The organism is Streptomyces sp. NPDC031497, assembly GCF_055580905.1.
This window is the reverse complement of record NZ_JBVIKO010000006.1, coordinates 265,861-279,271: the sequence shown is the minus strand read 5'-3', so window position 1 is coordinate 279,271 and position 13,411 is coordinate 265,861. Positions and strand designations below refer to the sequence as shown.

General features: G+C 71.2%; 14 protein-coding genes. 9 read left to right on the top strand and 5 right to left on the bottom strand.

Annotated elements, in window-relative coordinates:
* Positions 1-129: 129 nt before the first annotated feature.
* Both ACZ5K7_RS15105 and greA read left to right on the top strand, forming a co-directional pair.
* The gene (locus ACZ5K7_RS15105; protein WP_351708424.1) at positions 130-528 is read left to right on the top strand and encodes a DUF4307 domain-containing protein; all 399 of its coding nucleotides are present in this window, start codon (positions 130-132) and stop codon (positions 526-528) included.
* A 168-nt stretch (positions 529-696) separates the two neighbouring features.
* The gene (gene greA / locus ACZ5K7_RS15100) at positions 697-1,197 is read left to right on the top strand and encodes a transcription elongation factor GreA (RefSeq protein WP_351708421.1); all 501 of its coding nucleotides are present in this window, start codon (positions 697-699) and stop codon (positions 1,195-1,197) included.
* Positions 1,198-1,277: 80 nt separating this feature from the next.
* Here the strand turns inward: greA and ACZ5K7_RS15095 are convergent, their stop codons facing one another.
* From ACZ5K7_RS15095 to ilvA, 3 genes are all read right to left on the bottom strand, one after another.
* On the bottom strand, positions 1,278-2,129 hold the full coding sequence (locus ACZ5K7_RS15095; RefSeq protein WP_450972189.1) for an ABC transporter permease: 852 nt from the start codon (positions 2,127-2,129) through the stop codon (positions 1,278-1,280).
* Positions 2,126-3,151 (bottom strand): ATP-binding cassette domain-containing protein, encoded by a 1,026-nt coding sequence (locus tag ACZ5K7_RS15090; RefSeq protein ID WP_351708415.1) that lies wholly within the window; start codon positions 3,149-3,151, stop codon positions 2,126-2,128. The genes ACZ5K7_RS15095 and ACZ5K7_RS15090 overlap by 4 nt, the downstream gene beginning before the upstream one ends.
* 213 nt (positions 3,152-3,364) lie before the next feature.
* Positions 3,365-4,594, bottom strand: coding sequence for a threonine ammonia-lyase (gene ilvA / locus ACZ5K7_RS15085; RefSeq protein ID WP_468913597.1), 1,230 nt, complete (start codon positions 4,592-4,594; stop codon positions 3,365-3,367).
* A gap of 167 nt (positions 4,595-4,761) precedes the next feature.
* Here ilvA and ACZ5K7_RS15080 point away from each other — a divergent pair, with 167 nt between their 5' ends.
* The 3 genes from ACZ5K7_RS15080 (at position 4,762) to ACZ5K7_RS15070 (ending at position 6,341) form a co-directional block, all read left to right on the top strand.
* Positions 4,762-5,256, top strand: a complete 495-nt coding sequence (locus tag ACZ5K7_RS15080; RefSeq protein WP_351708758.1) for a MarR family winged helix-turn-helix transcriptional regulator — start codon at positions 4,762-4,764, stop codon at positions 5,254-5,256.
* Between the two features lie 333 nt (positions 5,257-5,589).
* Positions 5,590-6,096 (top strand): sigma factor-like helix-turn-helix DNA-binding protein, encoded by a 507-nt coding sequence (locus tag ACZ5K7_RS15075; RefSeq protein WP_468913596.1) that lies wholly within the window; start codon positions 5,590-5,592, stop codon positions 6,094-6,096.
* Positions 6,093-6,341: a hypothetical protein gene (locus ACZ5K7_RS15070; protein ID WP_468913593.1), complete on the top strand. Its 249-nt coding sequence runs from the start codon at positions 6,093-6,095 to the stop codon at positions 6,339-6,341. The genes ACZ5K7_RS15075 and ACZ5K7_RS15070 overlap by 4 nt, the downstream gene beginning before the upstream one ends.
* A 7-nt stretch (positions 6,342-6,348) precedes the next feature.
* On the opposite strand, the gene ACZ5K7_RS15065 is transcribed toward ACZ5K7_RS15070, so the two are convergent.
* On the bottom strand, positions 6,349-7,503 hold the full coding sequence (locus ACZ5K7_RS15065; protein ID WP_351708407.1) for a cystathionine gamma-synthase: 1,155 nt from the start codon (positions 7,501-7,503) through the stop codon (positions 6,349-6,351).
* Positions 7,504-7,719: 216 nt separating this feature from the next.
* Here ACZ5K7_RS15065 and ACZ5K7_RS15060 point away from each other — a divergent pair, with 216 nt between their 5' ends.
* The 4 genes from ACZ5K7_RS15060 (at position 7,720) to msrA (ending at position 12,725) form a co-directional block, all read left to right on the top strand.
* Positions 7,720-8,838: a hypothetical protein gene (locus ACZ5K7_RS15060; RefSeq protein ID WP_468913591.1), complete on the top strand. Its 1,119-nt coding sequence runs from the start codon at positions 7,720-7,722 to the stop codon at positions 8,836-8,838.
* 276 nt (positions 8,839-9,114) lie between these two features.
* Positions 9,115-10,749 (top strand): M48 family metallopeptidase, encoded by a 1,635-nt coding sequence (locus ACZ5K7_RS15055; protein WP_468913588.1) that lies wholly within the window; start codon positions 9,115-9,117, stop codon positions 10,747-10,749.
* 18 nt (positions 10,750-10,767) lie between these two features.
* On the top strand, positions 10,768-11,898 hold the full coding sequence (locus tag ACZ5K7_RS15050; protein ID WP_468913586.1) for a hypothetical protein: 1,131 nt from the start codon (positions 10,768-10,770) through the stop codon (positions 11,896-11,898).
* Positions 11,899-12,056: 158 nt separating this feature from the next.
* On the top strand, positions 12,057-12,725 hold the full coding sequence (msrA, locus tag ACZ5K7_RS15045; protein ID WP_468913584.1) for a peptide-methionine (S)-S-oxide reductase MsrA: 669 nt from the start codon (positions 12,057-12,059) through the stop codon (positions 12,723-12,725).
* A 161-nt stretch (positions 12,726-12,886) separates the two neighbouring features.
* Here msrA and ACZ5K7_RS15040 read toward each other — a convergent pair whose 3' ends face one another.
* Positions 12,887-13,171 carry a hypothetical protein gene (locus ACZ5K7_RS15040; RefSeq protein ID WP_450972191.1) on the bottom strand — a complete coding sequence of 95 codons (285 nt, stop codon included), beginning with the start codon at positions 13,169-13,171 and terminating at the stop codon, positions 12,887-12,889.
* Positions 13,172-13,411 lie beyond the last annotated feature (240 nt).

The window sequence follows — 13,411 nt, the reverse complement described above, 5'->3', positions numbered from 1 at the left end:
CCTCAGTAAGTCGGCGCCCCGGTGTCTTCGGGTGCGATCGGCGCTTCTATAGTGACCGAATCAGGGGACGAATAATTCCGGGGTCCGGCTCTGGCCGGGTCCGGAGTGGTTCTTGCCGGGAGGACGATCATGAGTACCGCGACCACGCGGCTGCCCGAGGGCCGCTACGGCCGCTCCTCGGACGAGGTCGCCGACCGCAGGCTCAAGATCACCGGTGCCGTCCTCGGTGCCCTGCTGCTCGCCCTGGTCGGCTATTTCGCCTACCACTATGTCGTGAAGAGCGAGATCAGCGCACAGGTCGTCGCCTTCGACGCCTCGGACAGCGCGGTCCAGGTGCATCTGGAGGTCCACAAGGACTCCGGCGCCTCCGGCTACTGCACACTGCGTTCCCAGGCGGCGAACGGCTCCGAGGTGGGCCGGGCGGACTTCCGCTTCACCGGTTCCGCCACCGAGATCGACCGGGTGGTCACGCTCCGTACGACGGCCCGGGGCACCACGGCGGAGCTGCTCGGCTGCCACGCCGACTGACGCAGCCACGTATACGTAGGCCCTCACCTGCGTTGTCATGATTCTAATGGCTTATGTCCTCCCCCTTCCGCCGTTGAATTGTTAGGCTCGTGGTTTCGCCCTTCCATGGAGGAACATGCTTCTGGGTAGGGCGATGCTTTGTATTCCCAGTACCTACGAGGAGCACCTGTGACCCAGACCAGCGAGAACGTCACCTGGCTGACCCAGGAGGCGTACAACCAGCTCAAGGCCGAGCTGGAGTACCTGTCTGGTCCTGCGCGCACGGAGATCGCCGCCAAGATCGCGGCCGCGCGCGAGGAGGGCGACCTGCGCGAGAACGGCGGGTACCACGCGGCCAAGGAGGAGCAGGGCAAGCAGGAGCTCCGTGTGCGCCAGCTGACCCAGCTTCTGGAGAACGCCAAGGTCGGCGAGGCTCCGACCTCCGCGGACGGCGCCGTCGCGCCCGGCATGGTGGTGACCATCGCCTTCGACGGTGACGAGGACGACACCATGACGTTCCTCCTCGCCTCGCGCGAATACGCCAGCTCCGACGTCGAGACCTACTCGCCGCAGTCCCCGCTCGGCACCGGTGTCATCGGACACAAGGTGGGCGAGGACGCGGAGTACGAGCTGCCGAACGGCAAGAAGGCCTCGGTGAAGATCCTCAAGGCCGAGCCCTACTCCGGCTGACGAGAACAGACACCTGCCCCCGGCGTCCGTGGGACACCGGGGGCCTTGTCGTGGTCCGCGTCACGCGGTCATGGTCCGTGTCACGCCGTGGCCGAGCGGTACTTGCGGACCGCGAGCGTCCGGAAGGCCAGGATGATGACGACCGACCAGATCAGCGAGGCCCAGACCGGGTGCTGCATGGGCCAGGCGTCGGACGCGTTGAAGCCCGGCGGCAGGTTGCCGAACAGCTCGCGGGCGGCCTGGACGGTGGCGCTGAACGGGTTCCACTCCGCGATGTGACGCAGGAACGTCGGGAGGTGGTTCGCGTCCACGAACGCGTTCGAGATGAAGGTCAGCGGGAACAGCCAGATCAGACCGCCCGAGGTCGCCGCCTCGGGGGTGCGTACGGACAGGCCGATCAGCGCGCCGATCCATGAGAACGCGTACCCGAGCAGCAGGAGCAGGCCGAAGCCGGCGAGCACCTTGCCGAGGTTCTCGTGGGTACGCCAGCCGACTATCAGGGCGACGACCGCCAGCACGACCAGGGTGAGCGCGGTCTGCACGAGGTCGGCGATGGTCCGGCCGGTCAGCACCGCACCGCGCGCCATGGGCAACGACCGGAAGCGGTCGATGAGGCCCTTGTGCATGTCGTCGGCGATGCCCGCACCCGCACCCGCGGTGGCGAAGGTCACCGTCTGCGCGAAGATGCCGGCCATCAGGAACTCGCGGTAGGCCTGGGTGGAGGTGGACGAGCCGACCTGGATCGAGCCGCCGAACACGTAGGTGAACAGCACCACGAACATGATGGGCTGGATGAGCCCGAAGATCAGCATCTCGGGGATCCGGGACATCCGGATCAGGTTGCGTCTGGCGATCACCATCGAGTCGCGGAAGGACTGGCTGACGGCGTTGCCGGGAGCGGCTACCCGCACGGTGTCGGTGGCGGCACTCACTTCACGGTCTCCTTGCGGCTGTCCTTGCCGGTGTCCTTGCCGGTGTCCTTCTGGTCCTGTTCGCCGCTGTCCTCGGTCTTCTCCTCGGCCGTGTGTCCGGTCAGGGACAGGAAGACGTCGTCGAGGGTGGGGCGGCGCAGCGCGATGTCGTCGATCTCGATGCCACGGGTGTCCAGCTCACGGATGACCTCGGCGAGCAGCTTGGCGCCGCCGGTCACGGGGACGGTGAGCTTGCGGGTGTGTTCCTCGACGGTGGTCTCGCCCTTGCCGAAGCCGTGCAGCACCTCGGCGGCGGTCCGTATGTGGTCGCGTTCGTGCACCACGACCTCGACGCGCTCGCCGCCGGTGCGGGCCTTGAGCTGGTCGGAGGTGCCCTGGGCGATGACCCGGCCCTGGTCGACGACGGCGATGTCATGGGCGAGGTGGTCGGCCTCCTCCAGGTACTGGGTGGTGAGCAGCAGCGTCGTACCGCCGGAGACGAGCTGCTTGATGACCTCCCACAGCTGCTGGCGGTTGCGGGGGTCGAGGCCGGTCGTCGGTTCGTCCATGAACATCACGGGCGGCGAGACGACCAGGGCGGCCGCGAGGTCGAGGCGGCGGCGCATGCCTCCGGAGTAGGTCTTGGTGGGGCGGTCGGCGGCGTCGGTGAGGTTGAACTGCTCCAGCAGCTCGACCGCGCGGGCCTTCGCCTGCTTCGCCCGCATCTGGTAGAGACGGCCGACCATCTGCAGGTTCTCGCGGCCGGTGAGGTATTCGTCGACCGCCGCGAACTGTCCGGACAGGCCGATGGAGCGGCGTACGGCGTCCGGTTGCCTGGTCACGTCCAGGCCCGCGACGACCGCCTTGCCGCTGTCGGGGCGGAGCAGGGTCGTCAGGCAGCGGACGGTCGTCGTCTTGCCCGCGCCGTTCGGCCCGAGCAGTCCGAGGACCGTGCCTTCGGGGACATCGAGGTCGACGCCGTCCAAGGCTCTTACGTCACCGAAGGTCTTCACCAGGCCTTCGGCATAGATGGCGCCTGGCATATGAGTCTCCACGTCATCGAGGATTCTTCGAAAAAGGCTAGGGATGCGCGCTTCGATCCGCCTATGGTTTTCGCCGGCGCGACGGCAGGCGGGCGCGGCATGGCCACGCGACACACCATAACGCGATGTATCGCGTTCGTCGACAGATTTTCCCGAACGAGTGAATGAATCGTTCCTGACCTGGCCGTTTCCCGCCGGGAGCGGCCGCCCCGCTCAGTCGATGACCGTGTAACCGGCCTCGCGCAGCGCCTGCTCGACCTCGGTGCAGTGCACCGGCCCCTTGGTCTCCAGGTGCAGTTCGACCTCCGCCTCCGACAATCCGAGCCGGGGGTCGGTCCTGACGTGGCTCACGTCCAGGACGTTGGCGTCGGCCGCCGACAGCACCCCGAGGAGCGTCGCGAGGGCGCCCGGCCGGTCGGTCAGCCGCAGCCGTACGGCCAGGTAGCGGCCCTGCGCGGACATGCCGTGCCGCAGCACCCGCTGCATCAGCACCGGATCGACGTTGCCGCCGGACAGCACGGCGACCACCGGCCCGGCGAAGGCGCCGGGCTCCGCGAGCAGGGCGGCGACCGGGGCGGCGCCGGCCGGTTCCACCACCAGCTTGGCCCGCTCCAGGCAGAGCAGCAGGGCGGCGGAGAGCTGGTCCTCGCCGACCGTGCGGACCTCGTCGACCAACTCCTCGATCAGCGCGAACGGCACGTCGCCGGGCCGTCCGACCTTGATGCCGTCGGCCATCGTCACCGGGTTCCGCACGGAGACCGGGCGCCCGGCCGCCAGCGAGGGCGGATACGCGGCCGCGCCCTCCGCCTGGACGCCGACGATCCGCACGTCCGGCCTGATCGCCTTCACCGCGACCGCGATCCCGGCCGCGAGCCCGCCGCCGCCGACACCGACGAGGATCGTGCCGACCTCCGGGCACTGGTCCAGGATCTCCAGGCCGACCGTGCCCTGACCGGCGATGATGTCGGGGTGGTCGAAGGGGTGGATGAACACCGCGCCGGTCTCGGCCGCGTACTCCTGGGCGGCGGCCAGCGTCTCGTCGACCACCTGGCCGTGCAGCCGTACCTCCGCGCCGTACTCGCGGGTCGCGCTGATCTTGGGCAGCGGGGCGCCCTTGGGCATGAACACCGTGGCGTGCACACCGAGCAGCGCCGAGGCCAGGGCCACGCCCTGGGCGTGGTTCCCGGCGCTGGCCGCCACGACTCCGGCGGCGCGCTCCTCGGGCAGCAGCCCGGCGATCCGCACATAGGCGCCGCGCAGCTTGAACGAACCGGTCCGCTGGAGGTTCTCGCACTTGAGGTGCACCGGCGCGCCGGCCAGCTGGGACAGGTGCCTGCTGCCCTCCATCGCGGTCACCCGCGCCACGCCCGTGAGCATCTTCTGAGCGCCGCGTACGTCGTCGAGGGTGACAGGGCGCAAGGAGTCAGCCGTGCTGTAGCTCATGACTCAAGTCTCGCAGTTCACAGGCCAAAGGCTCGGGTGTGACCAAGCTCCGAGACCGGTTTGCGCAGCGCCGGTACGGCTCGCCCCCCGTCCGCGTACTCTGTCCCCCACACCAGCACTCTTCATGAAGTGAGCCCCCGGCCATGCCCACAACACCTGAAATGTCGATGGACATGACGACCCTCGGTGACACCGGTCTCCTCGACACGCTGCAGCACGAGGTGGCGGTGTTCGCCCGCCGTGCCGAACAGACCCGGCTCGGCGGCGTCGGGCAGGTGCGCAACTCCATGGACCGCGCCGCGTATCTGCTGCTCAACCGCCTCGACAAGGAAGGTCCCATGGGGGTCAAGGCGCTCGCCGCGAGCATGGGGATCGACTCCTCGACGGTCACCCGGCAGGTGGCTCCGCTGGTCGACACCGGTCTCGTCAAGCGCACCTCGCACCCCGAGGACGGGCGGGCCGTGGTGCTCCAGCTGTCCCCGCGCGGGCTGTCACGGCTGGACGAAGTGCGTTCGTCGCGGCGGCAGTTGATGGCGGAGCTGACCCAGGACTGGGAGCCGGAGGAGCGTGAGACGTTCTGCGCGCTGCTCACGCGATTCAACAGCGCCCTGTCCGCGCGGATGACCGTCCAGCCGGGCTCGGACACATCACCGACGTCCTGACCCCGGTCGGCACACACCGGCGTCCTGCCCCCGGTCGGCATCCACCGATGTCCGTGAACTGACGACCGGCACCCGCCGGCGTCCATTGACTGCCGGCCGGCCCGCACCGCCGTCCTGTGCCTCCGGTCGCCACCACCGGCGTTCCCGAGCCTCCGGTCGGCACCCTCCGGCGTGCTGAACGCCCGGCCGACACCGGCCCGTGGAACATCCGGCACGCGTGCGTGCCGCCCGGCTCTTGACCGTGGGGGCACCCCTGGCCTCATATGAGACCGGGCCCCGTCGTATCCGCGTCCGGGTCCGGACGCGGTGGGGCCCCGCAGACGGGGAGGCACGGTGCGCGATCGGCAGGCGTTCCAAGACGCCCGCCGGGCCCGGGAGTTCGAGGCGTTCGTCGCGGGCGCGGCAGGCCGGCTGCTGCATGCCGCGACCTTGCTGACCGCCGAGGTCCCGGACGCCAACCCGCGCGCGCGGCGCCTGCTGACCCTCGCGCTCGCGCACACGTACGCGTGCTGGGGCCGGTTGCGCGGCGAGGACCCGTACGACCGCGCCCGCCAGCACCTCGCCCTGCGCTTCGCGAACTCCGCCTGGCACCAGTACGGCGGCCCGCTGAGCCGCACCCGCCCGCACCCGCACAGCGTCCTCGCCGTCCTGACCCCCCAGGAACGCCTGATCCTGGTGCTGCGGCTGTACGAGGGGGTCGCCGAGGAGCAGACCGCGGCGCTGCTCGGCCTGTCCCCGGAGCGTGTGCGCATCATCTGCGACCGGGCGACCACCACCCTGCTGCACCCGGCGCCGAAGGCGTCGCCCACGGTGATGGGGGCGAAGGTGGCACCGTCGTGAACCGCACCGAAGGCGAGGCCGCCGCCCGGCGGCTCATGGAGCAGGGGCTGCCACGGGTACCGCCCGACCTCTACGGCGACGTGCTGCGCCGGGGCGGCCGCCTGCTGCGCCGCAGACGCGCGGCCCGCCGCCTGCTGTGGCTGCTGCTGTGCGCCGCGGCGGTGGCCTTCACCGTCTGGGCGGCACTGGTCCGGCCATGGGCGCAGCCGCCGTCCACGACGACCCCGCCCATCGTCGGCTGGTGAGCCGGACCTAACCGAGCGCCTGCTGGAGGTCCTCCAGCAGGTCGTCGACGTTCTCGATGCCCACGGACAGGCGCACCAGGTCGGCGGGCACCTCCAGCGCGGAACCGGCCGCCGAGGCGTGGGTCATCCGGCCCGGGTGCTCGATCAGCGACTCGACACCGCCCAGGGACTCGCCGAGAGTGAACACCTTGGCGCGGTTGCAGACCTCCACCGCGGCCTCCTCGCCGCCCGTGACCTGGAAGGAGACCATGCCGCCGAAGGCCTTCATCTGCTTGGCGGCGGTCTCGTGCCCGGGGTGCTCGGGCAGGCCCGGGTAGAGGACCCGCGTGACGCGCGCGTGACGGCTCAGCATGTCGGCGACCCTGGTGGCGTTCTCGCTGTGCCGGTCCATGCGCACCGCGAGCGTCTTGGTGCCGCGCAGCACCAGCCACGAGTCGAACGGCCCGGCGACCGCGCCCATCGCGTTCTGGTGGTACGCGAGCTCCTCGCCCAGGGCCTGGTCCGACACGATCAGCGCGCCGCCGACCACGTCCGAGTGACCGCCCATGTACTTCGTCAGCGAGTGCACGACGACGTCCGCGCCGAGCGAGAGCGGCTGCTGGAGGTACGGCGTGGCGAAGGTGTTGTCGACGACGAGCCGGGCGCCCGCCTCGTGGGCGACCTGCGCGAGGGCCGCGATGTCGGTGATGCCGAGCAGCGGGTTGGAGGGGGTCTCCACCCAGACCGCCTTGGTCTTCGGGGTGATCGCGGCACGCACGGCCGACGGGTCGCTGGTGTCGGCGACGGACCACTCCACTCCCCACCGGGAGACGACCTTCGCGAACAGCCGGAACGTGCCGCCGTAGGCGTCGTTCGGGATGACCACGTGGTCGCCGGGGCTGAGCAGGGTGCGCAGCAGGGCGTCCTCGGCCGCCAGCCCGGACGCGAACGCGAGCCCGCGGCGCCCGCCCTCCAGCGCGGCGAGGTTCTCTTCCAGGGCGGTCCTGGTCGGGTTGGCGCTACGGCTGTACTCGTAGCCGCCGCGCAGGCCTCCGACGCCGTCCTGCTTGTAGGTCGAGACCTGGTAGATCGGCGGTACGACCGCACCGGTGAGGGGGTCCGCCGTGTTGCCCGCGTGGATGGCGAGCGTCTCGAAGTGCTGACTGATGTGCCTGTCGCTCATGGGTCATGAGCCTAGTGCTCACGTGCCCGCCCACGCGCCCCAAGGGGCGCGGGGCCGGTGTGTGGCTCCGCCGCATGGGCGCGGGGCCGGTGTGTGGCTCCGTCGCATGGGCGCGACAGGCCCCCACCGGCCCGCAGCCGCGCTCCGGCCCCGAGTTGTCCACAGGCCGCGACCACCGGTTGGCCAATTGTCGGCGCCGTCTGGTTCGCTTGACGCATGGCGATTCTCTGGGCCCTGATGGCGCTGCTCCTGCTGAGCTTCGTGCTGCTCCCCGTCCTGCGGCGGCGGCGCGGCATGATCGAGCAGGTGCACCCGGGCCACCCGGACGCCGCCGACCCGGCGGACTACGGCTTCGTGCGCGAGGAGGACCTGGACATCCGGATGCCCGGTCCCGACGAGGACCTGCTCGACGTCCTCGACGTCGTGCAGCGCACCCAGGACTACCGCGCGGCCTCGCAGCTGCTCGCGGGCACGGAGATCACGGGCGAGACGCGCTGGCAGCGTGTGCAGGCCTTCGCCGGCGCGGCGGCGCTGGAGCTCCAGCAGCGGCCGGGCGGGGTCAGCGAGACGCCGGGCGGGCAGTGGCTGCGGGTGTGGCGCGCCGAGCAGCCCAAGGACGCGGGCGGCGCGGCCGTGCACGCCGAGTTCCTGGTCCAGCAGGCGTGGCGGACGTCGACGCCGGGCACGGACGACTTCCGGATCATCATGGAGGAGGCCAGGGACGCCTGCGGACAGGCGGCGCTGCTGTCCCCGGGGGACCCGGTGCCGTACATCGTCGAGCTGTCGGTGGCGCGCGGGCTGAACTACTCGCAGCCGGAGTTCGAGAAGCTGTGGCTGAAGATCCTGGACCGGGCGCCCACGCACATGGGGGCGCATCTCGCGGCCCTGCACTACTGGTGCGAGAAGTGGCACGGCTCGCGCGAGCTGGCGTACTCCTTCGCCGAGGCCGCCGCCGCACGCGCCCCGCAGGGCTCGCTGCTGGCCGCGATGCCGCTGTTCGCGGTCTTCGAGCACCTCCCCGAGGTGAACCTGGTGGCGAGCTTCTACCAGAGCGAGGTCGTCACCAAGGCGGTCCACGGCGCCCTGCACGCGGTGCACTCGGCCCGCCAGGACGACCCGATGCTCGCGCACGTCCGGCACCTGCTGGTCTTCTTCCTGGTCCGCTCCGAGCGCTGGGCGGAGGCCATGGGTGAGCTGATACGCGTCGACGGGCATGTGGGGGCTCTGCCGTGGACGCTGTCCGCGAACCCGGCCGCCGAGTTCGCCCTCTACCGCGCGCTGGCGGTGGCGGGCTACGAGGCGAACGGCGGCAGCCCGGCGTCCCTGCTCAGCTGAGGGCACCGGCCGAGAGACACGTCGTGTTTCCGGCTGTGGGCGAGTGCGGGCTGGGGGTGCCCAGGCGGCGAGCCGCAGCCGGACGGGGCTCACCGCCCCTTCCGGGGCGCTTGAATTGCCGTCCTGACCTGCGGTACGGCATACTCCGGCATCCCCCCACGCCCGCACCACCCGCACGAAGCAGCTAGCCAGTTCCGTCCGCTTCTGTGCGGTCCCGTTCGTTTTTCATGTCGTTGTCGGTTCCCTTTTCTGGGGTCCTGTGGGGGGATCTGCCCGATGGGCGCAACTCTGCGGGCGCTGCGCGCCCTTGTCCTGCTCTGCGGTTTCTATCTGCTGGGCCTCGTTCTGCTGGCGGCGCTGGCCGCGCTCGACGTGGCCGCGGTCACCTGGGCGCACGGGCCCGTCGCCGGAAAGATCGTGCTGGTCTCGGTGGTGCTGGCGATCCCGGTCGTCCGCGGCATGTTCATGCTCCGCACGCCCAAGGGGGACGGCCCGGTCGGCCTCACGGTCACGGAGGCCGCCGAACCCCGGCTGTGGGCACTGGTGAGGGAGCTCGCGGCGGCGACGGGCACGCGCGCGCCGGACACCCTCGTACTCACCGGTGACGTCAACGCGGCGGTCAGCGAGGACCCCCGGCTGCTCGGCCTGCGCCCCGGACCGCGCAGCCTCTACCTGGGCCTACCGCTGCTGACCGGGCTGACCGAGGCCCAGCTCAAGGCCGTACTCGCCCATGAGTACGGCCACTTCACCGGCGGCGACACCCGGCTGTCGGCCCTCGTGGTACGCGGCCGGGTACAGATCGGGCGGACCGTCGGGCACTTCCACGCGAAGGCCGACGGCAAGGAGGCCGCCGAGCGCGCCCGGCAGCAGCGGGCCGCCGCCGAACGGACCGCGAAGGGCAAGAAGGCCAAGGAGATCGACACCGCCGGCGCCGGGGTCACCTACCGGCTGATGGCGGCGATCTACACGGCGTACGCGAAGCTCTACATGCGGGCCACGTTGTCGACGGCCCGCGCGCAGGAGTACGCCGCCGACCTGGCCGCCGCGCGGATCGCCGGCCGGGACGCGACCGCATCGGCGCTGCGCGAGATCCCGGTCCTGGCCGCGGCGCACGACTTCTACCTGGAGTCGTACGCCACGCTCGGCGTCACGGCCCGCCGACTGCCGCCGCACGGCCAGTTCTTCGGCGGCTTCGGCCGGATGCTGACGGCGCGCGAGGCGGAACTGACGAGGCTGCGGGAGAAGCTGCCGACGGAGCCGGCGTCTCCGTACGACTCGCATCCGCCGATCGCCGACCGGGTGCTGCGGATCGAGGAGCTGCCCGCCGACGGGCGCGGCGGCGAGGACGGCGGCCCGGCGCTCGCGCTGCTCGCCGACCCGGCCCGGACCCTGGCCGCGCTGGAGGACGCGGTACTGACCGACGAGGTACGGCAGTTCGAGCGCGCCGGGGAGTGGGAACAGCTGCTGGGCTCCTCGATGGCCGCGGGGCTGGCCTCGCTCGACACCCCGCTGCACCGGGCGCTCGCCTTCTACACCAAGGACCGGCCGACGCTGCCCGCGCTGCTCACGGTGATCGACGACGGTCAGCTGTGGCAGCTGGCCCAGCGGCTGCCGCTGTCCGAGCAGGCGGCAGCCGCGAAGGGCCGGGCGTTCCGGGAGTTCGTACGGCCGGTGCTGCGGGACTCGTTGCAGAGCATGGTGCTGGCGGAGTTCAGCGCGAGGTCGCTGCTGCACTGGGAGTTCTCCTGGTCGCGGCCTGCGTCGGTGCGGCTGCCCGGTTCGGCGTCCGACCTCGACGGGGAGGCGGGCACGGACGCCGCGCTGGCCGCCGCCGTGGACGCCGCGCTGGCCGACCACCCCGACACCGCCCCGCTGCGTGCCCTGCTCCCCCCGGCTCCCCAGCCGGCCTGACCCCGAAAGCGACCTGCCATGACCGTTCTGCTGTGGATCCTGGGCATCCTCGCCGTCCCGACGCTGCTCTTCGTGCTGTGGCTGGCCGGAGTGTTCCTCAAGGAGTTCTTCTCCCCGAGCCCGTCCGATTCCGGGTCCGATACCGGGTCCGACAGCGAGGAGGGCCTGGCCGCCCAGGCCGCCGAGAAGGCCGGCCTGCTGCCCGCCGAGCGGCAGAACACGGAGCTCTCCGGGCCGCTGCCCGCCGAGTGGGCGGCGGCGCTGACGGCGGTGCCCGGTGGTGACTGGCGGGCCGCCGCCGCCCTGCTGGAGGCCATCGGCCGGGACTGGGACCGCCGGTCGGCCGTCGCCTACCTGCTGGCCGAGCGCGCCGCCGAGGCCGACGACTGGCTGCTGGCCTGGGAGAAGGAGCGCCCCGAGGACCCGGACGCGGCGGTGGTGCGGGCGCGCAGCACGGTGATCCTCGCCTGGGAGTTGCGGGGTGCGAAGCGGGCGCGGCACACGACGGAGGAACAGTTCGAGGCGTTCCACCGCACGCTGCGGTCGGCTCGTGAGGAGATCGCGCGCGCCGCTGCCCTCAACCCCGACGACCCGACGCCGTACATCACCGAGATATGGGTCGCGCTCGGCCTGGGCTACCCGCACTCCGAGATGGACAAGCTATGGACGGAGATCACCGCGCGGGCGCCGTACCACTTCGAGGCGCACTTCTCGGCGCTGCAGTTCTGGTGCGCGAAGTGGCGTGGCTCGCAGCGGCTGGCCGCCGGCTTCGCCGAGCGGGCGGCGGCCGGGGCACCGTTGGGCAGCCTGCTGACGGCCCTGCCGCTGATAGCCCACTTCGAGCACGACGAGTCCGAGGACACCGCGGCCGACAACACCCCGGAGATGGTGGCGAGGGTGGACGCGGGCCTCGCCGACGCGGCGGCGGCCGACCCGGCGCACCCGCGCCTGCCGGAGCTGCGCCATCTCCTCGCCTTCTACCTCCACCTCCAGGACCGGGACGAGGCGGCGCTTGAGCAGTTCAGGCTGGTCGACGGATATGTGAACGCGTTGCCGTGGCGCTATCGGGGCGACCCGGCGGCGTACTACTGCCGGGTCCGGAACACGACGGCGAAGCTGGTGGCGGAGGCGGCCGCGACGCCGGCGTGAGCGGAATCCGGACGGCACCCCGGCATGTTGTGAGGGGTGCCGTCGCGGGGCGGACGCGTGGACAATACGGCCCCGGACCGACGGGACGGACGGAACCGCCGGGACCGCCCGGACCCCCGGGACCGACGGCCCCGTCCCCCAGACCACAGGGAGATCCCATGTTCTTCGGCCGCACTCCGCAGCTGCCCACCGCCGAACAGGCGCTCAAGGGCCGGCCCACGCCCGAGTTCCTGGTCCCCGACCGCCACACCGTCCTGGGCAACCCTCTCCTCGGCCCCTACCCCGAAGGCTTGGAGGTCGCCGACTTCGGGCTCGGCTGCTTCTGGGGCGCCGAGCGCAGGTTCTGGCAGCTCCCGGCGGGCGTGTGGACCACGCTCGTCGGCTATCAGGGCGGCCACACCGAGAACCCCGTGTACGAGGAGGTCTGCTCGGGCCTCACCGGCCACACCGAGGCGGTGCGTGTGGTCTACGACCCGGAGCTGATCTCGTACGACCGCCTGCTGAAGACCTTCTGGGAGTCCCACGACCCCACGCAGGGCTTCCGCCAGGGCAACGACGTCGGCACGCAGTACCGCTCGGCGATCTACCCCCACACGCCCGAGCAGGCGGCGACGGCCGAGGCGAGCCGCGAGGCCTACCAGAAGGTCCTCACCCGCTCCGGCTACCGCACGATCACCACAGAGATCCTCCCCGCCGAAGGCCGCCCCTTCTACCCGGCCGAGGCATATCACCAGCAGTACCTCGACAAGAACCCGGGCGGGTACTGCGGGTTGGGCGGGACCGGGGTGTCCTGCCCGGTCGGCGTCGCGAAGGTCACCGAGGCGTGACGAACCCCCATTCGAGTGACGCACCTGCGCCACTCAACCTTCCGGCGTTGCTCAACGACATCCAGCGCCGTCGGGCGCCTACTGCCTGGACGGCACCTACCAGTCGTACGTGACCTACCAGCGCGGGGATACGTGGGATCCAGCCCCACTAGCAGGGTTCGCTACCCAGCTGCCACGACCTGGCCGGCCGTGACCTGAGGAGGGTGGGGAAGCAGCGACGCGAGGCTGTCCCGTACGAAGTCCGCTGCCCTCCTGACCGACTCGTCGGCCCCGGCCTGGTCTTCATAGATGCTGGTAGAGACCATCACTCCACCCCCGGCGTCAATCCAGTAGTAGGCCACGAAGCCGGGGACCTGACGGAGGAGGGGGACGAATCCCTCGTCCACCCGGCGTCCCGCCTCGGCAGGATCCGTCACCCCTTCGTACCGCCGAACCACTGCGTACATGGCTGATCTCCTCGCGTATCCCAAGGCCACCTTGCTCGCAACGGCATACCCCGCAGCGGATGTCTCCCCTTCGCGGCACGCCTGGAAGACGCCCGGATACGCGCATGGGTCATCCGAACCGCGCATCTGCTGCGGGTGGGCGAAGCGGGGCGTCGCGGAACTCCGGCCGGAGCCCGTTCCACGAATTCTCGTCAAGGAGCAGACCTTGCTCAGGAGTCCATGGCACCAGCAGTACCTCGA